The organism is Variovorax sp. Soil_C_26 (assembly GCF_057657075.1).
The window spans coordinates 344,579-360,437 of the sequence record NZ_JBDGJC010000005.1; the positions used below are offsets into that span (position 1 = coordinate 344,579).

Sequence of the window (15,859 nt, forward strand, 5' to 3'; positions counted from 1 at the left end):
TGCGTATGTGGGGACCGAATTGAAATCAGATTTGCCGCAGATCCTCCAGGAAGAGGAAAGCAAGCGCTCGGCACAGACGTCGCCCAGCGGCCGACGGCGCCAATGGGTGATCGGCGGCGCGGTGGCGCTGCTGGCCGTGGTGGGGCTGGGCTTTCCGATGGAGACGGTGGTGGTGGCGCCGGGGCGGGTTATTCCGTCCGACCGGGTCAAGTCGATCCAGCATCTCGAAGGCGGCATCGTCAGCGAGGTGATGGTGAAGGAAGGCGACCGGGTGCAGCAGGGCCAGTCGCTGGTCGAGATCGACCTGGGCGGCAGCGGCCTGAACTTCGAGGAGCTTTCTGCACGTTATGCGTCCACGCAGGCCACGCGCATCCGGCTCATGGCCGAGAGCCGGGGCCAGCCGCTGCGGCGCGACAGCTTTGCCGCCGACATCGACGCCAGCGTGCTCGACGGCGAGGTCGGCGCCTATGAAGCGCGCTCGCTCGAGCAGCGCGGCGTGATGGCCGGTGCGGTGTCGATGCTGGAGCAGGCGCGCAGCAAGCAGCTCGAGCAGCAGGCCAAGGTCAAGGGCCTGAACGACCGGCTGGCGCTGATGCAGAAGGAACTCGAGATCTCCGAGCAGCTGCTCAGCGAGAAGCTCGTGGGCCAGGTCGAGGTGCTCGAGAAGCGCCGCCAGGTCGAGGGCGTGCGCAGCGAACTCGCGGTGGCGCGTCAGGGCTCGATCTCGGCCGGCGCCGCCATCGCCGAGGCCCAGGCCAAGATGGCCGAGGCCGAAGGCCGCTTCCGCCGCCGCGCATCCGACGAGCTGGCCACCGTGGAGCGCCAGTTCGCGAGCCTCAGCGAAGACCTCGCGCGGGCCCGCACGCAGCGCTCGCGCACCACCGTGAAGGCGCCCGCCGACGGCATCATCAAGGGCCTGCGCAGCGCGAGCCCGGGCTGGGTCATCAAGCCCGGCGAGGCGATCATGGAAGTGGTGCCCGACAAGGACGAGGTCATGATCGAGGCGCGCCTGAACCCGAACGACCGGGGCTTCGTCGAGATCGGGCAGGGCGCGCGCGTGAAGATCACGGCCTACGACTACCTGCGCTACGGCGCGGTCGACGGCCAGGTCACGCTGGTGGCGGCCGACGCCGACCGCGACCCGGCCGTCGCCAACTCGACGCCCTACTACCGCATCCTGGTCGGCACCGAGCAGACCTTCGTGGGGCAAAAGGAAAACCGCATCACCGCCGGCATGGAAGCGGAGGTCGACCTGAAGGTGGGCACCGATCCGTTCATCTGGTACATCCTTCGTCCGGTGCTCAAGCTGCGACGTGAAGCGTTCCGCGAACCATGAGCGCGACGACCGATACAGGCCGGCGCCGAACCACGGGCACCGGCGTCCTCTGTGCGGCGCTGTGCGCCGGCCTCTTGCTGCCGCCCGAAGCCGCGCTGGCGCAGGAGGCACCGCCAACGCTGGCGGCCGCGCGCCGCCTTTCGTCGCCATCGCTCGGCGCCGCGAGCTCCGTGCAGCGCGTGAAGCAGGCGCTCTTCACGCTGTCGCAGGAATTCCCCGAGGTGCAGACCGCGCAGGCCGCCGCCAACACCAGCGGCTTCGGCGTGGAGACGGCCAAGAAGGCGCGCTATCCGCGGTTCAAGATGGGCACTGCTTCGGGCACCTACAACAGCGGCGCTGCCAATGCCGCCACGGAGAACTACACCGTGCTGACCGCCGAAGCACGCGTGAGCCTGATCGACGGCGGTGCCATGAGCGCCGCCGTGCGCGCTGCCGAGGCGGGCAACCAGGCCGACGAGGACGCGGTTGTCACCACCTCGCAGAAGGTGGTGCTGGATGCGCTCACCGCCTACCTGCAGGTGCAGCGCTTCGACCTGAAGAAGCAGATCGCGCGCAAGTCCACCGAAGTGGTGGCCGAGCTCTCGCGCGTCGAATCGCGGCGCGTCGCACTCGGCGCGACGGGCGAGAACGACCTGAACATGGCGGCCTCGCGCCGCGCCGCCGTGGCCGCGCGCGAGGCAGACTTCGAGGCCCAGCGCGACGAGGCGCTGGCCAAGTTCAACACCTACTTCCGCTTCACGCCCGAGCCTTCGTCGCTGCCCGTGCTCGCCGCGCCCGCAGCCTGGCGCATCGTGTCGCGCGACGAGGCCCTGCGCCGTGCCGAGGAGCGCAGCACCGAGATCGCCGAGGCCAGGGGCCGCGTTGCGCGCGCGCAGGCGCTGGTCGAGCAGCAGGAAGCCAGCATCTGGCCCACGGTTGACGCGGTGGTCGTCAAGAGCAAGGACCCGCGCGGCGTCTCGCCGCAAGACCCGACGCGCGCGGCCTTCGAGCTGAACTGGAATTTCGGCAACGGCTTCGACCGGCAAATGAAGTTGAAGTCCGCGCTCGCCGAGGTCGCCAACCAGGAAGCCAAGCTCGAAGGCGTGCGGCTCAACCTGCTCGAACTCACGTCGGCCTCGTGGTCGCGCACCGTGTCGGGCCGCGAACGCGAACGCCAGCTCATGGAGGCCGTCAACGCGTCGGGCCAGTCGTTCCGCGGCCGGCGCCGGCTGATGGAGTTCGGCCGCGAGACCCTGCCCGCCGTGCTCGACGCGCAGCTCGACTACTACACCCTGCTGTTCGACTATGTCGATTCGGTCTTCGACCTGCGCATCACCGAGCTGCGCCTCGCGCGCACCGTGGGTGAACTGCGCATCGACCCCGAAGCCGGCAACAACTGGATCGACCGCATCTTCGGCCCGCCGACCCGCCCGGTGCTGAGCGACGACGGCATGCTCGCGATGCTGTGCATTGCGAGCAACGCGGCCTGTGCGAACGAGGCGGTGGTCGACCGGAGCGCGAGCGCGACGGGTTCTGCCCTCGGGCTGCGCAGCACTGCAAGACTCCCCACGCGCTAAGCCTTAAGCCAGGGACACCACGGAACCGGCTTTGCCGGGCCGTCGGTGTCGCCCCCTTGAGGGGGAGGCGGCTACACGAAGTGAGCCGCTTCGGGGGTGGGCTAAGTCTCTTCCGGGATGCCGGGCTCGCCGTCGAGAATTTGATACTTGCGCATCTTCTCCCACAGCACCTTGCGGCTGATGCCAAGGTGCTGCGCCGTGTCCTGGCGCTTCCAGTCGTTGGTCTCGAGCGCCGCGATGATGCGGTTGCGCTCGCTGCTGTTCCAGCCCCGGCGCTCGCCGCTGCCGTCGAGCGCCACGCCGTTGCTGCTGCCCGCGCCCATGCCACCGCCGCCGTTCGCGGCCAACATCGCCGGCGTCGGTGTGCCGCGCGTGAGCGCGATCGCGCGCTGGATCAGGTTCTGGTCCCAGCCGCGCAGCTGCCGTGCGATCACGCCCACGCGCTCGGCGAGGTTGCGCAACTGCCGCACATTGCCCGGAAAGTAGATCTCGGCGACTGCATCGCAGAGCCAGTGCGGCGTCTCGCCCAACGTCTCGAGATCGTCGCCGAGCACGTTGCGCAACAGCGCCTTGAAGATCGCGATCTTGTCGATCTCGCCGCGCTCCTCGAGGCTCGGCACATGCAGCTCGATCACTGCAAGCCGGTAGAACAGGTCGGCGCGGAATTCGCCGCTCGCCACCATCTCGCGCAGGTTGCGGTTGGTGGCGGCCACGAGCCGAAAGTCGACCCGGATCGGTGCGGTCGCGCCCAGCCGCGTGACCGTGTTGTCCTCGAGCACGCGCAGCAGCTTGACCTGCTGGTACTTCGGCAGGTCGCCGATCTCGTCGAGGAACAGCGTGCCGCCCGTGGCCTGCTCGAAATAGCCGCGGTGCGCATGCACGGCGCCGGTGAACGAGCCCTTGGTATGGCCGAAGAAGAGCGATTCGAACAACCCGTCGGGAATCGCGCCGCAGTTCACCGCCACGAACGCGCCCTTGCCGTAGTTCTCGTGCCCCAGGTGCAGCTGCTGCGCGATGCGCTCCTTGCCCACGCCAGTCTCGCCGCGCACCAGCACGCTGTGGTTGCAGTTGGCGAAGGCGTTCACTTCGGCCAGCAGCGACTGCATCGCCTCCGAATGCGCCACCAGCTCGTCGGGCGGCTGCGGTGCCACCTCGCGCGCACGCAGCTGCCGCACGAGCTTTGCCACCATCGTGCGCAGCTCCGCGCAGGTGAAGTCGTAGGGCAGCACGTGCAGGTACTCGGGCGGGTAGGTCCGCGAGTCGCGCTCGCGCGCCGCTGCCGCGACCCAGATCACGGGCATCCCCTGCAGCAGCTCGGTCGCATGCGCGAGCCCGCCGTTGTCGATGACCGTCACGCTCAGGATCGCCACGGAGGGCCGCAGCGCGGCGCCGCGGTCCTGTGACGGAGCAGGCATGCCGTCGGCCCGGATCACCTCGACGTCGAAGCTCGCCATGCAGCGCGCGATGCGGTCGAGGATGTCGGCCTTGCCTTCCCAGACAAAGAGGTCGAGTTCGTCGAAGTTGGTGGCTGCGCTCATTTCGGAGAATCTGAATCAGTAGACAAGCTCTGCACTTCCGTCACATGAAAGTCGCGCACCGACTTCAGTCTGCGCCAGGTTCACGCCAAGCGCGTCGCTCAGGAGAGCGTCGAGCAGGGTGTCGAGCAAGGGCGTGAGGACGCTGGAGATCACCCCTTTCAGGATGCTGGTGACCACGCCGAGTGCATCGGTCAAGGCAGAAAGGAAAGAGTGCAGCCCGCCATTGCCGCTGCCGGTTGCAGCGATCGGGCTCAAAAGGTTGAGGCCCTGAACGGTTGCCGTCAGGCTGTCGACAATGTTCTCGGAGGACACCGAGAGGTAAGGCGTTGGCGTTTCGGAGTCCACCAGATCCGGGGGATCAACGAAGGTCTGTGGCGCGGACGATTCTCCGACCGGCACGTCGGCCTTGATGCCGAGGCCGCCACCGTGGAATGCCTTGCGGCCCGCCTCGTCGCAGGCGACCGGAATCAATCCGAGCAGCAGCCGCGTGCACTTCATGGAGCCGATGTCGATCACGGGAACGGCGCTCACAGCAGGCGCTGCGGCGGACGAGAACACCCTGTTCTTCGCGTCTTCGGCCGAAGTTCCCATTTTCCCGATGCGCAGCTTGGCGACGGAGGTTGTCGTTTGGGTTGTCAGGCTCTTTCCGGCGGACGGGCAACTGAAGTCGGTAACCCTGGATTCGCCGCCCCCCGCATCGAGGTTGATGTCCAGCCGTGTCGGTGCCGGAAGGATGTCCACGTCCGTCACGTCCTTCGTGCATGCGATCAGGCAGCCGAGGACGTCCCCGAGGACGCTCAGCTTCAATCCGAGCACGTCATTCAGCAGTGTCGTGACGGGCGATACCAGGGTGGTGACTGCGTTCGAGAGGTTCGAGATGCCGCTCAGCACCGGAAGCTCTATCGAGACCAGCGCGCGGACCTGGGCGCTCCGAACATAGATCTGGTCCGGGCCTGTCGGATCGAGCTTCGCGAGCGCAGGGTTGCCCACGGCGGAGAGCTGCGGCGGTTCGATCACTCGGAGGTTCGTTGTGATGTTCAGCACGCCGGGCACCGTCACCGGCAGGGTGGCGACGAGCACGTTCTTTCCGTTTGCAACCTGCACGATGCCCTGGAGCAACTGGAAGACCTGCAGATCGACATTGAGCCCGGCCGCGTCCACGCCCGTCTGAACGCCCAGAAGGTCCCCCAACTTCACGATGGTCGGCGACACTTCGGCTGCGGCCTGGATCAAGCCGAGCGCCTCGATGGTGGCGGCTGCGGTGGAGCCCGTTCGCTCCAGCGCGCTGATCATCGCCTTGACAAGAGTCCCCACGCTCACATCACTTCCGAGCACCTGGTCGTATTTGCCTACGCCGAGTCCAAGTTCGACGCCCAACTCGTCCACGAAGGTCAGCAGCTTGAGATCGGTATCGACCAGCCCCTTCCAGCCGACGGCATCAACTGCCAGTGACCCACCCAGCATGCCGCCGACCAGCGCATTGAGAAGCTCAGAGCGCTTCGTATCGACGGTGGCGAGCGTGCTGCGGATGCTCAACGACGCAAGCGGCTGCCGCTTGGCGGCCAGCGCTTCCACGCTGATCGCGAACGACTGGCTGCCTGGCAGCGCTGGCAGCAGCAGTGGCGCGGTCCGCGTGATCGTGACTTGGACCGCGTTGAGGATCTGTCCCGCAACGGGTGCGCCGAAGTGATGCGGCCCAGGGCGTGCAGCTGGGTCCCAGTGGCCGCACGTGATCTCCGCCGCGGTCACGGGCGCAAGCATCGCTGGCAAGTTTTGTGCGGCGTTCGCAACCGCGGCAGCTGTTGCATTGGCGCAGCTCGCAGGCAGTACCGCTTGTGCTCCCGAAAGCGCCGCGAGATCGGCGGTCTTCTGAAGCTCGCGCTTCATGAAGAACATGTAGCCCACCTGGGTGCCGATCAGCACGATCAGCACCAGCGAGACGGCGATCACCGCGTTCACCACCACGGAGCCGCGCATCCGGCGGCCGTCGCCGACCGACTGCATGGTGCGGCGGCGCAGAGAGGACGAGAGGCTGGCGTGTGTCGGTTCCATCGGTACGCTCACTTTCACGACGGGATCGCGATGGCCGCCTGGCTGCGCAGGTTGTCGGGCATCCAGCGGCTGGTGTCCAGCACTGGCAAAGTGGGCAGCAGCCGGTTCGCGCTGTACGGATAGCTCAACGTCACCACCGCCGTGGTGCCAGCACCGGCGCCGACACCGCTTGCGAGCGTCACGGCGACGGTGGTATTGGCGGCGATCCAGCTGCGCTTGCTGCCCCAGCTGCCGTTGTTGGCGGCTGGCACCACCAGCGCGGCCGCGAGCGCGTCGTACACCGCCGCTTTCACGCGTGCATCGTTGACGGCCACGGGTGGCGACAGCAGCCGCGGCACCGCGCGCGCGCCTTCTTCGGCTGCACGCGCGACGATCTGCTGGGTGTAGAGCACGGCGCCGAAGGTCGCGATCCCGTAGATGATGAAGAAGAGCGTCATGAAGACGAGTGCGAACTCGATGGCAGCGACGCCGCGCTGCTTGCGGGCGGCGGTTCTCACAGCATGCCTCCGTCGAGCAGCGCACTTGCCTGGCCGGCAATGCTTTCCGGCACCGCGAACGCGGGTAGTGGGGGCAGTACGGTCCGCATGGACGTGGCGGTGACAGTCACCACCACCTGGCAGCGCTGGGTCCATGCGCTGCCGCAGTTCGGCGTGATGCAATCGCTGGTTCCTGCATCGGTAAGTTGGCAGCGCCGCGCCGTCACAACCGGGGGTACAGGAAGGTTGAGGGAAATCCGCGACTCGGCCACGCGGATCGCCTCGTCGCGGCGGTCTTCCCAGGTCGACTGGTAGCGCAATGCTGCCCGTGCGCCGTCTTCGGCCGCGTTCTGCAGGCCCGATCGCAGCGCGAACACGATGGCGTAGCTGATGAGCGCGTAGAGCATCGTGAACACGAGAAGGAACACGATGGAAAACTCGATCGCGTACACGCCGCGCTGCGCGCGGGCGGATCGGCGATGCAGAAGGTTCTTCATGGCAGTGCGTCCGGTCGTGACGAGCAGTCGGCGGGCTAGCGTCCGGTGCCGCTCGGCGCCTTCTTCACCGACGAGTTCAGGTACTCCGGAATCGGATGCTCGAAGCTCTTCAGGTAGCGCTCGTAGCTGCGGTGGGCCACGGGTCCGGCAATCGGACGCGGCGTGGGCGACGCGATATCGCCCGAGCGCTGCAGCGCGAACAGGGTGTCGGTGGCATCGCCCACGCGCAGCGGTGGCAGTGCGAACATTTCGTCCGCGTAGGCCTCGTCGTCCTCTTCGACGTATTCCTCCGCCGCATGTTCCGTCGGCGGCGCGGTCTCCACCACCATCGGCGCCGCGGGCTTCGCCGGTTCGGCGCGGGCCTGCCCGGCCATGAGCACCAGTGCAGCCAGCAGGGCGAGCGCGGATGTCTGCAGCATCCGCAGTGGGAGTGCGGAACGGCGGCGGAAAAGGGCTTGCGGCTTCATGGGGGGGTACCTTTGGAGGTCGAGCCGGCGCGCGGCCGGAGGGTGGATTGGGACGCCCTGAGCGTCAGCGGCACGGCGCTGTCGTCGAGCAGCGGGCCGCCGGCCGTGGGTGGAGCGGTGACCGCGGCTGTAGGCGCTGAGGCCGCCACAAGCTGCCGCGCCGCCTCGCGGATCGCAGCCCGCGTGGCGGGCGGCGTCTTGTTGGCGTCCATCAGGGCGGTAGCCTGCTCGCGCTGCTGCGTGGCCTCGAGGTACATCGCGAGATTCGCCTGCGCCTGCGGGTTGTCGGGCTTGAGCTGCAGCGCCTGCATCAACGGAAGCCGCGCTTCGTCGATCAGGCCGGCGCGCAGGCTCGCATAGCCCAGGTCGTTGAGCAGCAGCGCGTCGGTGGGATTGCGGTCGCGCGCCTGCCTGAGCATGCGCACGGCCTCGGCATAGTCGCCGCGAGCGCCCGCAAGCAGCCCCAAGCCGCGGTAGCCGGCCGCCGCGAGCGGGGTGCCGAGCAGGCGCCGGTAGGCGGCTTCGCTCTGCGCGGCCTGGCCCGCATGGCGCAGCGCTTCGGCGCGCGCGCGCGTCGACTCGGCCGACGTGCCCCACCGCTGTTCGAGCGCGTCGATGTGCGCGAGCGAAGCGAACCACAGGCCTTCCTGCTGCATCTGCTCGACGAGCTTCAGGTAGGTGGCCTGCGTGTCGATGTTGCTCCCCGCGCGCGCGCTCAGGCCTTCCTCGGCGGCCTGCCGCTGCTGGGCCTCGGCGACCGCAGGATAGGCGTCCTTCGGGCCTGCGCAGCCCGCGGCGGCGAGCGCCGATGCGATCGCAAGGGCGACGAATGCCGGCCGGTGGCCGAATGAGAGAAGTGCGGGGCGACCGGTCATTTGGCGAGGGCTCCGAGCGAACGAAAGACGGCAAGGAAACCCGGGCCTGCGGTCACGATGACCAGCGCCGGCAGCAGCGTGATCACCATGACGCCGGTCATCTTGACGGTGATCTTGCCGATGCGTGCTTTCATCTCGGCCCGGCGGTGTTCGCGCAGGCGGTCGCTGTACTGGCGCAGCGGCTCCTGCACCGCGCCGCCGTGGCGGTCGACCTGCACGAGCAGCGCAACCAGGCCGGCGAGGTTGTCGTTCTTGTGCAGCGTGGCCAGGCGCTGCAGCGAATGCTCGCGCGTGCGGCCCTGGCTGTACTGCCGGTTGGCAATGGCGAGTTCATGGCCCAGCACGCGCAGCACGTGCGAGAAATCCGCCGCCATGATCTGCAGGCTCTGGTCGAGGCTCAGTCCCACGCCCTGCAGTAGCCGAAGCAGGTCGACGAAGAGCGGCAGTTCGTGCGCCACCCTTTCTCGCCGCGCACCGGCGTGACGGGCCAGCAGCCATTTCGGCGCCATGAACCCGAGCACGAAGGCACCGGCAAGCACCGCGATGACATGGCGCTGCGGCTGGCCTGCCGCCCAGAGCGAATACGCCGCCAGCGGCAGCAGCACGGCGAGCAACACGCGCAGCACAAGGAAGATGAGTTGTGCGCGCAGCGAAGGGAAGCCGCACTGGTCGATGAGGTTGCGATCCTCGTTCGCCACCAGCACGCGACCGAGCCGCGTATCGAGCCAGTGGAAAGGCAGTTCGACGTCCGCGGAAGGCGTCGCGTCCTGCACGGGAGCGACTGCGGGCGATGCTTCTTCGGCACCACGGCGGAGGGCCCGGCCCAGCACGTCGCCGCGGCGGGCGCGCCGCAGTTCGCCGCCGATCAGGAGGCCGGCCATCGCGAGCAGCCCCAGCGCCAGCAGCGCGAGGCTCAGGATGCCGAGTTGGGCCGGCGTGAAGCTGGCGGCGCTCATGCGAACCTCGCCAGGCGGTAGAGCAGGAACGCGCCGGTGGCCTGCAGCGCCAGAGCGCCGAACACCATGTATTGGCCGGTGGCGTCCTGCCACATGCGCAGGAAGTAGGAGGGGTTGAGCATGATGATCATCGAGCCCACGCCGACCGGCAGCAGCCCGAGGATCCACGCCGAGAGGCGGGTCTCGGCCGAGAGCGCCACGAGTTCGTGCTCGGCCTGCTCGCGGTCGCGCATGAAGTTACCCACGCGCTCGAGCAGCAGGTCGGCCCGACCGCCGTAGCGCACGCCCAGCCCCAGAATCGAGGCCAGCAGGAACAGCTCTTCCACCCGCACGCGCGTGGCCATCTGGTGCAGCGCACGGTCGAGGTCGACGCCCGCGCGCACCAACCCGGCGGCGCGCTCGAGGTAGCCGCGCAACGGCGCGCGCGTCGACGCGATGCCGAGCTGGAATGCCGCCTGCGTCGAGTTGCCGATGGTGATCAGCCGCACCATCGCATCGATGAACGCCGGCAACTGGCTCACGAGTTGGCGGCGGAACTTCTGCAACCGCAGCCACAGCGCGAAAGTGGCGAGCAGCACGAGGAAAAGCAGCGAACCGAGGCCGGCAGGCCAGCCGCCGAGTAGGCCCGCGACCGCGGTGATCAGCGCGATGGCGACCGCGCCCAGGGCGAGCACGCGTGTGGCGACGACGCCCTCGATCCATTCGGGCAGCAGTGCTTCGAGGCGGTTCCTGCGCGGCGCCTGCACCTGCTCGGCCGCGGCCGACGCAGCCCAGGGGTCGGACAGCGGCATGGCGGCGGCACCGGTCGCGGACAGCGACTCGGTGCGCCCAGTGGCCGGCACCAGGTCGTCGGTCGAGAAGCTGGCATCGATGCGCTGCTTCAGGTGCTCGCCGGCAAGTCGCCTGGCCTGCCGGGTCGAGGCCCAGTGCCACAGCAGCAGCCCCGCGGCTGCCATCAGCAGCGCGATGCAAGCGACCGTGAGCAGGCCTTCACGCACGGCGATCTCCCGAGCTCCGCGAGAGCGTCTGGCGAAAGCGCGTGATCTTGGGCGAATGCGGCGCGATTCCCAGCGACACCCAGCGGTCGCGCTCCTCGCCGTCGGGCGACACCACGGGGTCGTAGCGGTAGAGCTCCTGCATCGCGACCACGTTGTCGTTCACGCCGGTGACCTCGCTGAGCGAGAGGATGCGCCGCTGCCCGCCCGAAAGACGGCCGATCTGCACGATGAAGTCGATGGCGTTGGCGATCTGCCGGCGCAGGCTGGTCTCGCTGCCCTGGTAGCCCGCGAAGCCCGCGAGCATCTCGAGGCGGTAGAGGCATTCGCGCGGCGAGCTCGCATGGATGGTGCCCATCGAACCTTCGTGGCCGGTGTTCATGGCCTGCATCATCTCGATGACCTCGGCGCCGCGCACCTCGCCCACGATGATCCGGTCGGGCCGCATGCGCAGGCTGTTGCGCAGCAGATCGCGGATCGACACCACGCCGGTGCCGTCGAAGCCGCCTGGGCGGCTTTCGAGGCGCACCACGTGGGTGTGGCCGAGCGACAGCTCGGCCGTGTCTTCGATGGTGATGACACGCTCGGTCTGCGGGATGTAGCTCGCGAGCGCATTGAGCAGCGAGGTCTTTCCTGAACTGGTGCCGCCGCTCACGAGGATGTTGCAGCGCGCGCGCACCGCGATCTCGAGCAGCTGCGCCATGCCCGCGTCGAAGGTGCCGAGCTTCACGAGGTCGGCCGGCGTGAGTGGCTCCTTGCGGAACTTGCGGATCGAGACCGAGAGCCCGTCGATCGCGAGCGGTTCGATGATCACGTTGATGCGGCCACCGTCGGGCAGGCGCGCATCCACCATCGGGTTGGCCTCGTCGAGCCGGCGTCCAAGCGGCGCGAGGATGCGCCGCACGATGCGCATCACGTGCTCCGAGTCGGCAAAGCGCAGCGTCTCGCGTTCGAGCACGCCGCGGCGCGACACGTACACGTTCTGGTAGCCGTTGATCAGGATGTCCTCGACGCCGGGATCGTTGAGCAGGTCTTCCAGTGGGCCGAAGCCCGCGAGCTCCTTGGTCAGTGCATCGGAGATGAGCTGCATCTCGCGGTCGTTGATCGGCACGCGGCGCAGGCGCACGAAGCTGTCGACCTCGAGTTCGACGAACTGCTGGATCGACGCGCGCGACCAGCGGCCGAATTCCGCGCCGAGTTCCTCGATGCGGCTCAGCAGGTGGTCATGGGTCCAGCTCTTGATGTCCTGGAACTGCTGCGAGTTGATGAATGCCTGGTCGTCGTCGGCAAATTCGATTTCGTTGGACATAAAGGCTCAACCTTGGTTTGAACTCTTCCAGAAGCCGGTGAGCTGCGACTTGAGCGCAGTCCAGCCTGGATCCTTGGGCGGTGGTTGGCCGATGGCCGGCATGTATTGCTGGACCAGGCTTCGCGCGAGGCCGATCACGGCCTGCGAATAGGGGTCGTTGCGCGCGGTGCGCACCAGCATCTCGCCGCGGCTGGCGGCCGCGAGCAGCGGCGTGCTGCGTGCGGGCAGCACGTGACCGAGCGGCAGCTCGAGGCGCTCGGCAATGTCCTTGGCAGCGAGGCCGACATGCTTGTCGAACTTGTTGACCACGAGCCCCAGACGGCCCATATCGACGCTGCGCGCGCGCAGCTCCTTGAGCAGGGTGGCGGTGGAGACGATGGCGCCGATGCTCTGGTCGCAGACCACCCAGGTCTGCTGAGCCTCGCGGACGGTTTGCGCCATGAAGTCGACGGTCGAGAAGCCGCCGAGGTCGGCAACCTGAAAATCGAAGAAGTCCGCAAGGCGCCGGATGAGCGCCACCGAGTCGGCATGCGAGATCTCGCGCACCTGCGCGAGGCTCGCCGGCAGCGGCAGCACCGCGACGCCGCTCGCATGGTGCGCCACGGCGGTGTGCAACAGCGTCTGGTCGAGTCGTCGCAGATTGCGCACGCCATCGACGAAGCTGAAGCCGCTCTGCGTGTCGAGGTAGAGCAGCCCGTCGCGCGCCGGCAAGCCCAAGTCGAGCAGCGCCACGCCCTGCCGCAGCGCGCGCCCGGTCGGTCGCACAGGCGGTTGCGCCAGTTGCTCGTGCAGCGCGAGCGAAAGGCTCGCGGCCAGCGTGGTCACGCCAAGCCCCGCGCGTGCGCCGAGCAGCGCCAGGGTGCAGCCGCGCAGGCCGACCTGCATGCTCGCGCGCTTGCCCATCAGCGTGCGCAGGGTGCTCACGGCCTCGACAGGCGGGGCCGACATGTCGACGAAGTCGTCCACCCCGGCGCGCAGTGCGGCGAGCATGGCGGCCGGTTCGGCAGACTCGCCGGCCGCCAGCACCGGCAGCGCGGGCCAGTCGCGCTTCAGGCGCTCGTGGAGTTGGGTGGCCGCCGAGAGCTGGTCGGGCGAGAAGTCGATGAAAACGGCCGACGGGCCGAGCATCGCGATGCGGTCGTCGATCGATTTCGCGTCGGGCTCGAGCACCACCACCGATCCTGTCTGGCCCAGCGCATCGGTGAGCCACGTGATGTGGCGCCCGTTGCCCGAGGCAAACAGGTAGGTGTCGGTGCCGATGTCCGGGAGGCTGTCGCGGGGTGCGTTCATGGGGCCTCGATCAGCGAGAGAAACCCGGGACCGCGGCGTTGGAAGCACCGCCAAGGAAATAAGAGCGCCACACCGCGCCGTCGCGCTGTTCGGCGCTGCCGGGCAGATACGGCGCGAGGTCGGTGTTGCGCGCGATCGGCTTCACCAGGTGCGGCGTGACCACGATCACGAGCTCCTTCTCGCTCATCTGGTATTTACTCTGCTTGAAGAAGGCGCCGAGGATCGGCAGGTCGCCGAGCAGCGGGATCTTGTCGGCGTTCGACGTGGTGGTGCGGCTCACCAAGCCGCCGATGATGAAGCTCTCGCCATCGCCGAGCTCGACCGTCGTGTCGGCGCGCCGCGTGGTGATGGCGGGCACGGCCACGCCGCCGAGGCTGAGCGAATTGGTGTAGTCGAGGTCGCTGGCCTCGGGCGCCACCTTGAGCACGATGCGGTCGTTCGACAGCACCGTCGGTGTCACGGTGAGGCCGATGCCGAAGGGCTTGTACTCGATGGCGGTGGAGCCGAGGCCCTGCGGCACCGGCACCGGCAGTTCGCCGCCTGACAGGAAGCTGGCGCTCTGGCCCGACATCGCCACCAGCGTCGGTTCCGCCAACACGCGGGCCATGCCGTTGCCTTCGAGGAAGCCCACGTTGAGGCCAACGCCGGCGCGCCCGAAGTTGAGCAGCAGGCTGAAGGCCTGCGCGAGCGGCTTGTTGTATTCGCCCGAGATCGAGCCATCGCCGCCGAACGATGCACTGGCCAGCGAAGAGGGCGTGAACACGCCGAAGCTGAAGCCGCTCGAATTGGCGCGCGTGCTGAAGATGTTGAGGCCGGCCTGCTTGAGCACGCTGCGATTGAACTCCACCACCTTCACGGCCACCTGGACCGTGTGGCTGCGCACGTTGATCGTCGCCGCGTCGTTGACCGGCGCCTTGTCGGGCTGGGTCGAGAGCGCGACGTCGCGTGCGCGCTGGTACGCAGGCATGCTGTCCAGGCTGCCCCCGAGCGTCGCAGCACGGCGCTGGACGTCGAGCGTGTAGGTGGTGGCCGCGGTCTGGCCTTTTTCCCACACCATCAGCGTGGTGCGCCCGGGTTGCTTGCCCGTGACGATCAGGCGCGCGGCGGGCGAGCCCGGCGTCTTGCGCGTGACCGTGACGCCAGCCACCGCCTCGTCGGCGAGTGCGATACGGTCCACACCTCGGTCAACCATCAGCTCGCGCTGCGAACCGGCGGCCACGACGAACGGGACGGGCGGCTGTCCCGGCACGGCGGGCGCCGCCGGCTCCGCGGCCCAGGCGGCGGAAGCCGGCAGACCCAGGGCGAACAGCAGCAGCACCGAAGGCAGCGCGAGCCGGTTCAGGGCGCGGCGTGTGGCAAAGGGCGTCGTCGCGCGCTGCGGGTGCGGCATGGAGAGGCTTTCTTGTTGTCGGAAGGAAACTGTCATGAGAGGCTGGTCCCGTTCGTTCAGGTCAATAGCGAACGGTTTCGCTGCGGTCGCCGCGGATCATTTCGACCTCGTTGCCACCGCGCCCGCCGGTGCCGGCACTGGCTGGCCGCGGTGCGGCGGCGTTGGCGGCCCGGGATTCCGCCAGCAGCCGGCGGCCTGTGGCACCGCCCCCGGTGACGAGGTCCACGGTGGTCAGGCCTGCCTGGGCGCTGTCGAGGCCTTCGAGCGGCCCGCGCGCCGGCTCGCCACGCTTGGTCGCGGGAGGCTGCAGTGCGGGCGGCAGCTCGGCCAGCAGTGCGGGGTCGGGCAGGGCGGTGTCGAGCGGGTTGCGCAGTGCCAGCAGCAGGCGACCGCTCGATTCGCCGAGCGTCAGGCGGTTGATTTCGGCCACCGGGATGGCGAGCACGGCCGTGCGCGCCGCTTCGGCACGCTGCTGCTGCTGTTGTTGCGGCGGTGTGGCGCGGCCTTCGCCAGCCTTGGACGGTAGCCCGTCGACCGAGGCGCTGCCGAACGCGAGCACCCTCTTGCGCGACAGCAGCAAGCGCGCCTGCGTGCGGTCGACATCCCTGCCATCGGACTTGAGCATCACGAACACGTCGACGAAGTCGCCGGGCTGGACTTTGTTGCCCACGCCCATGACTTCGTCGGCCTTGACTGCCACGGCGCGCTCGCCCTCCTCGACGCGCATTGCCAGCCCCGAGGCGAGCTGGCCTTCGAGCAGCGGGGTACCTTCGCCGAGATCGAATACCGGCACGCGTCCGATCACGTCGGCGGTTTCCTTGAAGGCGCCGGCGGGGTTGATCGGCAGCTGTTCCACGCGCACTGCGTCGATCGCGATGGCCTGGCCCGCCGCCACGGGCTTCGATGCGACGACCACCGGGAACGTGGGAACACGCGCAGTGTTCGACGAGGCCGCGGCAGGCGCTGCGGCGGACGGCGGCGGCTTGGCGGGCTGCCGGCTCAGGACCCAGGCATAGCCGCCAAGCGCGATGGCCAGCAGTACCAGGATGGCGGCGATGATTTTGGTGAGGTGGATCATGAACGGCGGTTGAGGAGGTGGGGCAGCCTGTCGGCAGGAGGAGG

The 15,859-nt window shown here is 68.6% G+C and carries 14 protein-coding genes; 2 read left to right on the top strand and 12 right to left on the bottom strand.

Annotated features, from left to right (window positions below; translation table 11 throughout):
* The first annotated feature begins 19 nt into the window (after positions 1–19).
* Both AC3A6G_RS17360 and AC3A6G_RS17365 read left to right on the top strand, forming a co-directional pair.
* Positions 20–1,336: an HlyD family type I secretion periplasmic adaptor subunit gene (locus tag AC3A6G_RS17360; protein ID WP_487874169.1), complete on the top strand. Its 1,317-nt coding sequence runs from the start codon at positions 20–22 to the stop codon at positions 1,334–1,336.
* Positions 1,333–2,892: a TolC family protein gene (locus AC3A6G_RS17365; protein WP_487874170.1), complete on the top strand. Its 1,560-nt coding sequence runs from the start codon at positions 1,333–1,335 to the stop codon at positions 2,890–2,892. The genes AC3A6G_RS17360 and AC3A6G_RS17365 overlap by 4 nt, the downstream gene beginning before the upstream one ends.
* Before the next feature lie 101 nt (positions 2,893–2,993).
* Here the strand turns inward: AC3A6G_RS17365 and AC3A6G_RS17370 are convergent, their stop codons facing one another.
* The 12 genes from AC3A6G_RS17370 to cpaB form a co-directional block, all read right to left on the bottom strand.
* A complete protein-coding gene (locus AC3A6G_RS17370) occupies positions 2,994–4,430 on the bottom strand; it encodes a sigma 54-interacting transcriptional regulator (RefSeq protein WP_487874171.1) in 1,437 nt (478 codons plus the stop codon).
* Positions 4,431–4,445: 15 nt separating this feature from the next.
* Entirely contained in the window at positions 4,446–6,482 is a 2,037-nt protein-coding gene (locus tag AC3A6G_RS17375; protein WP_487874172.1) for a TadG family pilus assembly protein, read from the bottom strand.
* A 14-nt stretch (positions 6,483–6,496) separates the two neighbouring features.
* Positions 6,497–6,979 (bottom strand): TadE/TadG family type IV pilus assembly protein, encoded by a 483-nt coding sequence (locus AC3A6G_RS17380; RefSeq protein ID WP_487874173.1) that lies wholly within the window; start codon positions 6,977–6,979, stop codon positions 6,497–6,499.
* Complete coding sequence (locus AC3A6G_RS17385) at positions 6,976–7,455, bottom strand: TadE/TadG family type IV pilus assembly protein (protein WP_487874174.1); 480 nt, start codon at positions 7,453–7,455, stop codon at positions 6,976–6,978. The genes AC3A6G_RS17380 and AC3A6G_RS17385 overlap by 4 nt, the downstream gene beginning before the upstream one ends.
* Positions 7,456–7,490: 35 nt before the next feature.
* Entirely contained in the window at positions 7,491–7,874 is a 384-nt protein-coding gene (locus tag AC3A6G_RS17390; RefSeq protein WP_487874175.1) for a DUF3613 domain-containing protein, read from the bottom strand.
* Positions 7,875–7,918: 44 nt separating this feature from the next.
* Positions 7,919–8,797: a tetratricopeptide repeat protein gene (locus tag AC3A6G_RS17395; RefSeq protein WP_487874176.1), complete on the bottom strand. Its 879-nt coding sequence runs from the start codon at positions 8,795–8,797 to the stop codon at positions 7,919–7,921.
* Positions 8,794–9,753: a type II secretion system F family protein gene (locus AC3A6G_RS17400; RefSeq protein ID WP_487874177.1), complete on the bottom strand. Its 960-nt coding sequence runs from the start codon at positions 9,751–9,753 to the stop codon at positions 8,794–8,796. The genes AC3A6G_RS17395 and AC3A6G_RS17400 overlap by 4 nt, the downstream gene beginning before the upstream one ends.
* Positions 9,750–10,751 carry a type II secretion system F family protein gene (locus tag AC3A6G_RS17405; protein ID WP_487874178.1) on the bottom strand — a complete coding sequence of 334 codons (1,002 nt, stop codon included), beginning with the start codon at positions 10,749–10,751 and terminating at the stop codon, positions 9,750–9,752. Before AC3A6G_RS17405 ends, AC3A6G_RS17400 begins: the two co-directional genes overlap by 4 nt.
* A complete protein-coding gene (locus AC3A6G_RS17410) occupies positions 10,744–12,057 on the bottom strand; it encodes a TadA family conjugal transfer-associated ATPase (protein WP_487874179.1) in 1,314 nt (437 codons plus the stop codon). The genes AC3A6G_RS17405 and AC3A6G_RS17410 overlap by 8 nt, the downstream gene beginning before the upstream one ends.
* Positions 12,058–12,063: 6 nt before the next feature.
* Complete coding sequence (locus AC3A6G_RS17415; RefSeq protein ID WP_487874180.1) at positions 12,064–13,347, bottom strand: CpaE/TadZ family protein; 1,284 nt, start codon at positions 13,345–13,347, stop codon at positions 12,064–12,066.
* 10 nt (positions 13,348–13,357) lie between these two features.
* The gene (locus AC3A6G_RS17420) at positions 13,358–14,674 is read right to left on the bottom strand and encodes a type II and III secretion system protein family protein (RefSeq protein ID WP_487874208.1); all 1,317 of its coding nucleotides are present in this window, start codon (positions 14,672–14,674) and stop codon (positions 13,358–13,360) included.
* Positions 14,675–14,798: 124 nt separating this feature from the next.
* The gene (gene cpaB / locus AC3A6G_RS17425) at positions 14,799–15,815 is read right to left on the bottom strand and encodes a Flp pilus assembly protein CpaB (protein WP_487874181.1); all 1,017 of its coding nucleotides are present in this window, start codon (positions 15,813–15,815) and stop codon (positions 14,799–14,801) included.
* Positions 15,816–15,859 lie beyond the last annotated feature (44 nt).